Raw genomic sequence first — 10339 nt, 5'->3', positions numbered from 1 at the left:
TGCCATAAATTAAAAATAGGAAATCATTCTGGGAGCAAATGCAGGAAATCAAAATTTTTCTCCACCAGAAACGTGGATAAATGCCCGCCAGGTAGTAATATTAAAAGAGGCTGCATCATTTATTTATGATACAGCCTCTTTTATTTTATACTATAACGTTAATACTTCTTAGAAAAAATATACCGCACTGCGATATACAGGTGGCTACAAAAATTGGATACATGACCGTAATGACGTCCCAGTATATTGTAACGTTCTTTCCAGGCAAGGCGCTGCCGCTGTTTGGAGGTACCGCCTGTCCTGAATTTTGCTACTACCAGGTGTGTATTGCAGATACGTTGCGATGCCTTCAATGCGCTTATCATCCAGTCGATGTCTGCCGCTACTTTGTAGCGCAGATCGTACAACGGGCTGATGCTACGGCGCACTATAAATGCCTGATGAGACACCACCATTCCCTGTTGCAGGCTTTTCCAGTTCAGCTGCTCCGGCACCTTGTGCGGCGTTTGTTCGGAGCGCAGCCCAAGGTCATGACCAGCTTCATCTACAAACATTGCTTCTCCGTAATAAACGTCTGCATCTGCGCAGGTAGCCAGCATCCTGGTAAGCACATCGTTGTCTGCCAGCGTATCATCTGCATTCAGGAACAGCAGATACTCACCCGTGGCCAGCTGTATGCCTTTGTTCATGGCATCGTACAGCCCTTTGTCCTTCTCAGACACCAATTTGGCGATACGGTTGCGGTACGGTGCTACCACTTCCAGGGTCTTGTCCTTAGAGGCGCCGTCCACAATAATGTATTCAATGTTCGGATACGTCTGCGACAGCACACTCTCAATAGTATGTGCTATATATTTTTCGGCATTATAACAGACTGTTATAATACTGACAACCGGCAAAGAACGTATACCCGTCACTGTTAGTGCTTTAGAATTTATTAATGATTTCCACTACACGCGCAACATCGTCTGTAGTATGACAATAAGAACACGGCAGGCTCAGTGTGGTGCGGTGTATTTCTTCGGAAATAGGATAAGGCCGCTGATCAATGATGCCTTGCATAGCCTTCTGCTGGTGCGGTGGCAGCGGATAATGTATATCCGTCTTCACGCCATTGTCGAGCAGGAATTTCTTCAGCTCATCGCGGCGTTCGTGGCGGATGTTGTAGATATGATATACGTCGAAGTAATCTTCATGCACTACCGGCTTAATGAAATCGCTTTTCAGTCCTTCATGATATATCGCGGCCAGCTTACGTTTATGTTCGGTGATCTGCTCCAGGTATTTGAATTTTACCAGCAAGAATGCCGCCTGCACCTCATCGAGACGTGAGTTGACGCCCACCACTTCGTTATAATATTTTACATCGGATCCATAGTTACGGAGGCGGCGCATCGCCGTGTTGAGGTTGTCGTCATTACAGATAACAGCACCGGCATCTCCCAGTGCACCAAGGTTTTTGGTAGGATAAAAGCTGAATGCGCCATATTCTCCAAAGGTACCGGTCAGCTGGCCTTTGAAGGCAGCGGCGTGGGATTGCGCACAGTCTTCGATCAGCACCAGTCCATGTTTCTGCTTGATGGCCATGATCTTGTCCATCTCACAGCTTTTGCCATAAAGGTGTACAACCATGATAGCTTTGGTGCGGGGCGTAATAGCTTCTTCTATTTTATCCGCGTCGATATTGTACGTGTGTATATCCGGCTCCACCAGTACGGGTTTCAGCCCACACTGAGCAATAGAGAGGATAGTGGCGATATAGGTGTTGGATGGAACGATCACTTCATCGCCAGGTGCAAAGTCGAATGCACGCAGGCTGAGCGTGAGCGCATCGAGGCCGTTGGCAAGGCCTATGCAATGTTTGCTGCCATGATATGCTGCGTAGGCAGTTTCAAACTCTTTTACTTTATTGCCAAGTATATACCAGCCACCTTCAAGTGTTGCAGCAAATGTGCTTTTAAACTCTTCAAAAAAGGGCTTGTTCAGCAGGCCAAGGTTTTCGTATTCTATCATAGCGCTGTTACTTCTCTGGGTAAGGTTCAAAAATATAATCCGCCGGGTCGAATGATGTAGAGGCCATTACCAACAGTACCGCATCCGGTGTAAAATGATGCATGGTATGCCAGTCTTCCGGCTCCAGGATCAGACATTTGTTGGGATGATCCATAACATAATCGGTCTTTTCTTTCCCGTTGTCGTTGGACACAATGCAACTGCCATGCACGCATATAGCTGCCTGTACAGTGGTACGGTGACGGTGACCGCCACGGACAGAGTCATCCACTCCATAAATGTAAAATATCCTCTTTAATTCAAAGGGTATCTGCTTCTCTATTACCGTGAGGTTTCCTCTCTTATCGCTATGCGTTGTTAAGTCAATAATATGCGCCATTATACTTTCGATACCGTCTGAACTATGATTTAGTTGATTATTTTGATTGTTCTGATGTGCGAAGATTATATTCTGTTGATTCTATTAAGATGAATTTCTTTTAATCTATCTGATTCGTATAACCTTCATTATGATTGTAATGATCATCAACACATAATCTTCGCACATCAGAACAATCAAAATAATCAACTAAATCACAGTTCGGACAATGAATAAATATGATAAACGTTCCTCAGCTTTCTCCATGCCGTTACCAGCGATACTTTCAGCCCGGTTGGTCTGGGTCTGGAGCCGTGCGGGTCAAAAGAATTATCAAAAGCCTGTATCTCTTTTTTGCTTTCATCCAGCGCTTTGATATAAGGCTTGTAGAATAATTCTTTTACGGCCGGCGTAATAATGCGCCTGCCCAATTCTATAGTATTGTCTGTAAAATATTTCAGATAATGGAAATGGTAGAATACCGGATCAAATTCTTTGCCGGTGGCTATTTCACGGCATTTCAGTTTTCCGTTCACCTCAAACACGTCGTACTGTTGTATATTCCACAGGGCCAATCCACCACCCAGGTTTTGCAATACCCACACATTGGTGAAGCGGGTGGTCCAGTCGTCCAGATACTTCTGATCGCCGAATTTACCGTCTTCATGGCGGTCGTAGCACCAGTCCAGGCAGGCATTTCGCCACCACTGCAACGCTTCCATGCCCCAACGGTTGTTACGGAAGGTAATGTATTGTACACAGTATTTGCCGCTCAGCTTACTTTTATCATACATAGGCGTGTAGCGGTGTTCGGTTATCATCACAGCATGGTTGCCCATTTCATCCATCAGCACGGTCGGGTCTGTATAAAAATAAAGGTCGGCATCTATATAAGTGCAATGACCCAGGTTGAATTTTTGTATGCAATACAGAATGGTAGAGGAAGAACAGGTCCAGCAATATTCTGCACGGTTTCGTGTAGGCTTCACCTTTAGCAACTCCGGATCTTCAAACTCTTCCAGCGAGATCACGGTCAGGTTTGGCAGCTGCATTTTTCTAAGCACCTGCAGACACTTATCATCAAAGGCGAACACGTACAGGTGGAAGGAGCTGCACACAGCTGCCAGTGAACGGTACATGGCCAACCCGCGCGACAGATAATTGCTGTCGAACAAAGTGCAGTAATATAAGGTGGTATCTATTTCCTTCATAATCTTCAAAACAATTTGCTATAAATCCTTCACCTTACGGATCAGTACAATATTATCGAGGTACAGGTCTTCATTGGAAGGCGTAATCATTCCGATCAGGGAGCCGATCACATTGTTAGGGAACATAATGCAGATGGTGGTGAAGATACGCAGGAAACGGTACTTCACAGTCTTCTTGTACAGATAGCCGTTGAACAATACGGTGAGTACGCGCAGATCTGCTACCGACTTGCGTTGCTCTATCATTTCAAAGCCCATTTTCTCCAGGAGGCTTTTGAGCCCGAAAGAGGAATAGCGCGCATAATCATAGGGCTGCTCATGTTCATCCCAGGCGAAAGGAACAGTGATAATGGCCTTGCCGCCGGGTTTCAGCACCCTGTTTATTTGTTGCAGGAACTCGTCGGGATTGAATACATGCTCCAGTACCTGGTTGCAAAGGATGGCATCGAAGGAGTGATTATCAAAGGGGAAGCGTTTGCCATCGTAGAAAACATCCACATCTTTCTTCTCGCGGTTCAGCGTCGTATCTATCTCCAGGCCGATGTAGGTATCGGTGCCGGAAAACAGGTGTTTGTAGGGCTTGGTGCCACAACCCACATCCAGCAGGCGTCCGGAGAGTTGCGGGGCCAGCCTCGCCATCTCTTTGTACAGTCCGCGGCGGGCGATGTAGAAAGGGTTGATCACCAGGCCTAACGGACCTGGGTTGAATGTCTCTTTTAATAGTAACTGCTGGAAAAATCCCATTTTAAAATCCTCTTTCTAAAAATAAATATGGTTAACGGAACTATTTTCTTTTTACCATATTTATCACTTTCTTGAAAAACCCGGGCTTAATGGACCGGAAATATTCGATGAAGGCGTTAGTAGCTGCCTCATCTGGTGTTGGCGGCAGCTTCTTCAGCGCTATCATTTTGTCAGACAATAATACATCAAAATGTTGAGCATCCGAGGCGTCCATGTGGGTGCCGGAGCTGTCTGTTCCGATATTCTGCACGAGCGACCTTCCGGGATAGAGGGTCACCATGTTCTTCAGGAAGGCGGAAGCATGCCAGCGGATAGCCCAGGAATCGTTCTGGCCGCTGATCTGCTTACGCAGCATTTTCATATAGTCGTAGGTGTTATCAAAGTTAAAGGTGCGCGCCTCGCCTTTCAGGCGGATGGCATCATAGAGTTTTTGCCCGTCGGGCTCAAACTGTTTCCAGGCGCGTTCCCAGGTGGCCCATCCCCAGCAGTCCGCTCCGCGGATGAAGAAAGTGGGCGGCAATTTTTCCTGTATGGGATATACATAACCATGTATACAAGCCACCTGCGGCTCGTCTTCATACATATCCAGCGCTTTGTTCATGTATTGCAGAAAAAAGGGCGACAACACAAGATCATCTTCCACCACAATCACACGGCCATGTTTGGCTACTACCTCAGCAACCGCAGTGATGACGGATTTGGCAAGACCGTAGTTCTGTACGCGCTCCGTGATGTGTACTTTACCGCACCAGTTACGGCTGCGGATCACGCGGCGTGTGGCATCGATATGCTGCTGATCAGCCTCAGTGCTGCCGGCTTTGGGGCCATCGGCGAACACGTACAGTTCGCTCTCCGCCGCTTCCGGGTTGGCGGCAAGGCTTTCCAGCGCCTTCTCCGTAAGGTCGGGGCGCTTGTAAGCAATGAGTACTATCGGTGCCAGTGTTGCCATAATCAATTTTTATAATACGCCGCAAAGTAAACAGATAATTTATAATCTGCCACCTCCCACGAAATACTTTTTCCAATAGGGCTCATTCAGGTCGCTGATAATCACACCTGCACTGGTGGAGGCATGCACGAACTTATCATTCTCCAGGTAGATACCCACATGAGACACCTGCCGGTGGCGTATTTTGAAAAATACGAGATCCCCTTCCTGCAGTTCACGGTGACTCAGGCGCCGAACCTGGTTGAAAAGCTGTACGGAGTTACCGGAAAGACTGAACTGAAATACGGTGTTCATCAATGTATTCACAAACCCTGAACAATCAATACCATCGTGTGTTTTACCACCCAGACGGTAGGGTGTTCCCCACCACTCCTCAATAAAGCCATATAAACGCTGATTCAGCACTTCTTCTACCGGCACATCCAGCAGCTGGGCGTATTTAAACTGCCAGCTCTGTGCATTTTCAAGATTAGCGCTGGCAGAAGAAATATTCCTGCTGATGCTTACATTCCTGTTGTTGTAGTCGGTCGAATTACGGTGATGACTGGAAGGAGTGCTGATACCGTCGATGAAGGTAACATGGCGCTTCTCCACGGGAGCGGGCGTTGTACGTTTTACCGTATTACTTTTTTTCAGAGTAGAACATGATGTGAGTGCCAAAGCACAAATCGATAACTGCACCCAAAGATGTCCTTTCTTTCTGATCATAAGTCTGGTTAAAAATTTCCGCAATAATACAAAATATTATAACTGAGATGATTGCAATTCATATAATTATCCAATTAAATACGTCAAAATCAATCTACACAATCTATCCACATAATCCGCACAATCGTCAGGGCAATCACAGAAATCATAAAAAATCACAGTACTTTTGCTGTTTGACGAAACAGCTTAGCAGATGATCTTCTCTCACTTACACGTACATACGCAATTCTCACTACTGGATGGCGCAGCTGATATAAAATCACTGTATAAGAAGGCGATGGCTTCCAATCAGCCGGCACTCGCCATCACTGACCACGGTAATATGTTTGGCGCATTCCAGTTTGTGGCGGAAGCATATAACAACAGGGTGAACCCTGCTGATCCGAAAGATAAAAGACTGAAAGTAAAACCTATCGTAGGTTGTGAATTCTATCTCGTGGAAAATCGCCACAAACGGGCTTTCACACGCGAAGAAAAGGATATACGTTATCACCAGGTACTGCTGGCGAAGGATGATGAAGGTTACCGCAACCTGATTAAACTCTGCTCACTTGGATACATGGAAGGCCTCTATGGTAAATATCCGCGTATCGATAAAGAACTGATCCTTCAGTATCATAAAGGACTGATTGCCACTACCTGCTGCCTGGGCGCCTCTGTTCCGAAAACAATCCTCCGCAAAGGGGAAGAAGAAGGGGAAAAGGAATTCAAATGGTGGCTTGATATTTTTGGCAATGATTTTTATGTTGAAATGCAACGCCACGGTATTCCCGAGCAGGACCAGGTAAACGCTGTACTGTTGCGCTTCGCACAGAAGTACAATGTTAAGATCATCGCATCCAACGACTCTCACTATGTTGATCAGGCTGATGCCAATGCACACGATATCCTGCTCTGTATCAACACCGGCGAGAAGAAAAGCACGCCTACCAATAAGGAGTTCTCTGACGACGAAAGCTTTTCAAAGAATACACGCTTCGCATTCTACAACGATCAGTTCTATTTCAAGACCACGGAAGAAATGACTTCCCTGTTCCATGACCTGCCACAGGCCATAGACAATACCAACGAGATTGTAGACAAAGTGCAGCTGCTGGATCTGAAGCGGGACATCCTTCTGCCTAACTTCCCGATCCCGAAAGAATTCTTCACACAGGACCAATACCTCCGCCACCTTACATTTGAAGGCGCACGTACCCGTTATACCGAAATGACCGCAGAAGTGGAAGAACGTATCAACTTCGAATTGCAGGTGATTGAGAACATGGGATTTGCCGGATACTTCCTCATCGTATCCGACTTCATCAAGGCTGGCAGGGAACTGGGTGTATTCATCGGCCCGGGCCGCGGATCTGCAGCAGGTTCTGCAGTGGCGTACTGTATCGGTATCACCAACATTGACCCTATCAAATACAATCTGCTGTTTGAGCGTTTCCTTAACCCGGATCGTAAGAGCATGCCCGATATTGATACGGACTTCGATGATGAGGGCCGCCAGAAAGTAATTGACTATGTAGTACAGAAATACGGCCGCAACCAGGTAGCGCAGATTATTACCTACGGTACCATGGCAGCCAAAATGAGCATAAAAGACGTTGCCCGTGTGATGGACCTGCCGCTGCAGGACTCTAACGGTCTCGCCAAACTGGTGCCCGATAAGCCCGGCATCCAGCTGGACCGCATCTTCAACGCACCACTGGATGGAGAGAAAAGCCTGGCCGACAAGGAAGGCCTGGCCGGCGAAGATATTGAAAACGTCAAGAAACTGCGTGAGCTTATCAAAGGTGAAGACCTCGCCGGAGAAGTACTCCGCGAAGCTTGCGTACTTGAAGGTTCCGTGCGTAACACCGGTATCCACGCAGCCGGTATCATCATTGCACCGCAGGATCTCTATGATCTTATTCCCGTTTCCACCGCCAAAGACTCTGACCTCCTCGTAACACAGTTTGAGGGCAGCATCATCGAATCAGCCGGGGTAATCAAGATGGACTTCCTGGGTCTGAAGACCCTCACCATCATCAAAGGCGCACTGGAACTGATCCGCATGAACCACGGCGTGGAGATCGAAATCGATGATATCCCGCTGGACGATGTCAAGACGTATGAACTTTATCAGAAAGGCGAAACCAACGCCACCTTCCAGTTCGAGTCTGCCGGTATGCAGAAATACCTTCGTGAACTGAAGCCCGACCGTTTCGACGATCTGATCGCCATGAACGCCTTGTACCGTCCGGGCCCGCTGGAGTACATTCCCTCCTTCATCCGCCGTAAACATGGCCTGGAACCGGTTACATACGATATACCGGAAATGGAGGAATACCTGAAAGATACTTATGGTATCACCGTATACCAGGAGCAGGTGATGTTGCTGAGCCAGAAGCTGGCTAACTTCTCCCGCGGTGACGCCGATATTCTCCGTAAGGCGATGGGTAAAAAACAGATCGCCGTATTGAATAAAATGAAATCGCAATTTATGGAAGGTTGTGCCGCCAACGGCCACGACGCCAAGATATGCGAGAAAGTATGGACCGACTGGGAAGCATTCGCCTCCTATGCGTTCAATAAATCACATGCCACCTGTTACGCCTTTGTGGCTTACCAGACGGCCTACCTCAAGGCCCACTACCCCGCTGAGTTCATGGCGGCGGTGCTCAACTGCGCCAGCAACATTGAAAAGATCACTTTCTTCATGGAGGAATCCAAGCGCATGGGCATCGACGTATTGCCGCCTGATGTGAACGAATCCCTCAAGGGTTTTGCTGTAAACAAACAAGGCCAGGTTCGCTTCGGCCTTGGCGGTCTCAAAGGTGTGGGTGAAGCTGCTGTGGAGAATCTGCTGGAAGAAAGAAAGAAAAGCGGTAACTACGATACTATCTTCGACTTCATCAAACGTGTGAATCAACGTGCCGTGAACAAGAAATCACTCGAAGCCCTGGTAATGTCCGGCGCCTTCGATTGCTTCCCCGCACTGCATCGTGCACAATATTTCCATAAACCGGAGGGTGACAACCTGACTGGCCTGGATAAGATCGTGAAATTCGGTCAGCAGGTCAGTGCCGGCTCTTCCAATATCGGCAGCCTGTTCGGCGACGAGGATATGCCTGCCATTGAACCACCCAAGATTCCAGCCTGCGACCCATGGCCATTAATCATGAAGCTCAACAACGAAAGGGAGGTTACCGGTATCTACATTTCCGGCCATCCGCTGGATGATTACCGCTTTGAGCTGAAGTATTACGGCATGAACTCCGTACAGGAACTGGTGGAATACCAATCCGAAATCACTACGCCGGGCAGCGAAGGTGGACGCTCCCGCGAACGCAACTTCCGCCTGGCCGTATATATTACCGGCGCCCAGGAAAGGATCTCACGCAATAACAGGCAGTTTGGTATTATGACCATTGAAGATTATACCGGCAAATTTGAATTCGCCTTGTGGAGTGAGGATTTCGTGAGATTTGCCCCATATCTGAAACCAGGGTTGTGCCTGTTTATCAACGGCGGATTCAAATCCAAGCGCTTTAACGATAATGAATACGAATTTAAGGTGACCAGCATGCAACTGTTGCAGGAAGTGAAGAAAACACATACCAAACAGGTGTTCCTCGCAACTACACCCAAACAGCTGACCCGTGAAACAGTGGACTTCCTCGTGGAAAATATAAACCGCTTCCCAGGTAACAGTAACCTGCATGTTCAGCTCGCAGACAGAGACGATAATCTGCTGGTAAAACTCCATACCTTCAATAAGAAGGTTGAAATGAATGACGAGTTGGCGGGCTTTCTGTATAAACAACCGGATATTGATGTCTACATAGAGACAATCAATAAGTAGGATGTCAAAAATGCAGTAATTTGCATCCGGTTCGCGATTTGATCATTGATATCCCGGTTGGGTTTGATGCTCAGATCAAAGATCGAAAATCAAAAACAATCATTAATATAACAATTAAATAAAGTACTATATGGCATTAGAATTCACTGATTCCAACTTCGAGACTGAAGTTCTCAACTCTGATAAATTAACCGTGATCGATTTCTGGGCAGAGTGGTGTGGTCCTTGTCGCGCAATCGGTCCCGTTATCGAAGAGCTGTCTAAAGATTACGAGGGTAAAGTAAATATCGGTAAGGTAAATGTGGATCTGAACCCACAGTTATCCATCAACTATGGTATCACCAGCATCCCTGCTATCCTCTTTGTAAAGGACGGCCAGGTTGTAGACAAACAGGTAGGCGCAGTACCTAAATCCGTTCTGGAGAAAAAAATACAGGCCAACCTGTAATCATATAAAAAGAGTGATGATAAAGCCCTTCCGGATGATCCGGAAGGGCTTTTTTGTGTTCAGAATATCACAT

General features: G+C 47.1%; 9 protein-coding genes. 2 read left to right on the top strand and 7 right to left on the bottom strand.

Annotation, left to right across the window (positions count from 1 at the left end):
• Nucleotides 1-158 precede the first annotated feature (158 nt).
• The 7 genes from VM802_RS28310 to VM802_RS28280 form a co-directional block, all read right to left on the bottom strand.
• Nucleotides 159-917 carry a glycosyltransferase family 2 protein gene (locus tag VM802_RS28310; RefSeq protein ID WP_325537130.1) on the bottom strand — a complete coding sequence of 253 codons (759 nt, stop codon included), beginning with the start codon at nt 915-917 and terminating at the stop codon, nt 159-161.
• Nucleotides 918-927: 10 nt separating this feature from the next.
• Nucleotides 928-2013, bottom strand: a complete 1086-nt coding sequence (locus VM802_RS28305; protein WP_325537128.1) for a DegT/DnrJ/EryC1/StrS family aminotransferase — start codon at nt 2011-2013, stop codon at nt 928-930.
• A 7-nt stretch (nt 2014-2020) separates the two neighbouring features.
• Complete coding sequence (locus VM802_RS28300) at nt 2021-2392, bottom strand: sugar 3,4-ketoisomerase (RefSeq protein ID WP_325537126.1); 372 nt, start codon at nt 2390-2392, stop codon at nt 2021-2023.
• Between the two features lie 194 nt (nt 2393-2586).
• Nucleotides 2587-3582 carry a hypothetical protein gene (locus VM802_RS28295; RefSeq protein WP_325537124.1) on the bottom strand — a complete coding sequence of 332 codons (996 nt, stop codon included), beginning with the start codon at nt 3580-3582 and terminating at the stop codon, nt 2587-2589.
• Nucleotides 3583-3600: 18 nt separating this feature from the next.
• Entirely contained in the window at nt 3601-4326 is a 726-nt protein-coding gene (locus VM802_RS28290; RefSeq protein ID WP_325537122.1) for a class I SAM-dependent methyltransferase, read from the bottom strand.
• A gap of 40 nt (nt 4327-4366) precedes the next feature.
• A complete protein-coding gene (locus tag VM802_RS28285) occupies nt 4367-5275 on the bottom strand; it encodes a glycosyltransferase (protein ID WP_325537120.1) in 909 nt (302 codons plus the stop codon).
• Between the two features lie 39 nt (nt 5276-5314).
• On the bottom strand, nt 5315-5983 hold the full coding sequence (locus VM802_RS28280; RefSeq protein ID WP_325537118.1) for a C40 family peptidase: 669 nt from the start codon (nt 5981-5983) through the stop codon (nt 5315-5317).
• 193 nt (nt 5984-6176) lie between these two features.
• On the opposite strand from VM802_RS28280, the gene dnaE reads away from it, so the two are divergent.
• Together dnaE and trxA are read left to right on the top strand one after the other, a co-directional pair.
• On the top strand, nt 6177-9818 hold the full coding sequence (gene dnaE / locus VM802_RS28275) for a DNA polymerase III subunit alpha (RefSeq protein ID WP_325537116.1): 3642 nt from the start codon (nt 6177-6179) through the stop codon (nt 9816-9818).
• Nucleotides 9819-9948: 130 nt separating this feature from the next.
• Nucleotides 9949-10266 carry a thioredoxin gene (trxA, locus tag VM802_RS28270; RefSeq protein ID WP_325537114.1) on the top strand — a complete coding sequence of 106 codons (318 nt, stop codon included), beginning with the start codon at nt 9949-9951 and terminating at the stop codon, nt 10264-10266.
• Nucleotides 10267-10339: the final 73 nt, after the last annotated feature.

Origin of the sequence: Chitinophaga sp. (genome assembly GCF_035538455.1) — a bacterium.
Classification (GTDB): domain Bacteria; phylum Bacteroidota; class Bacteroidia; order Chitinophagales; family Chitinophagaceae; genus Chitinophaga.
Note: the sequence above shows the minus strand (reverse complement) of the source record. Positions and strands in the feature narration are given on the sequence as shown.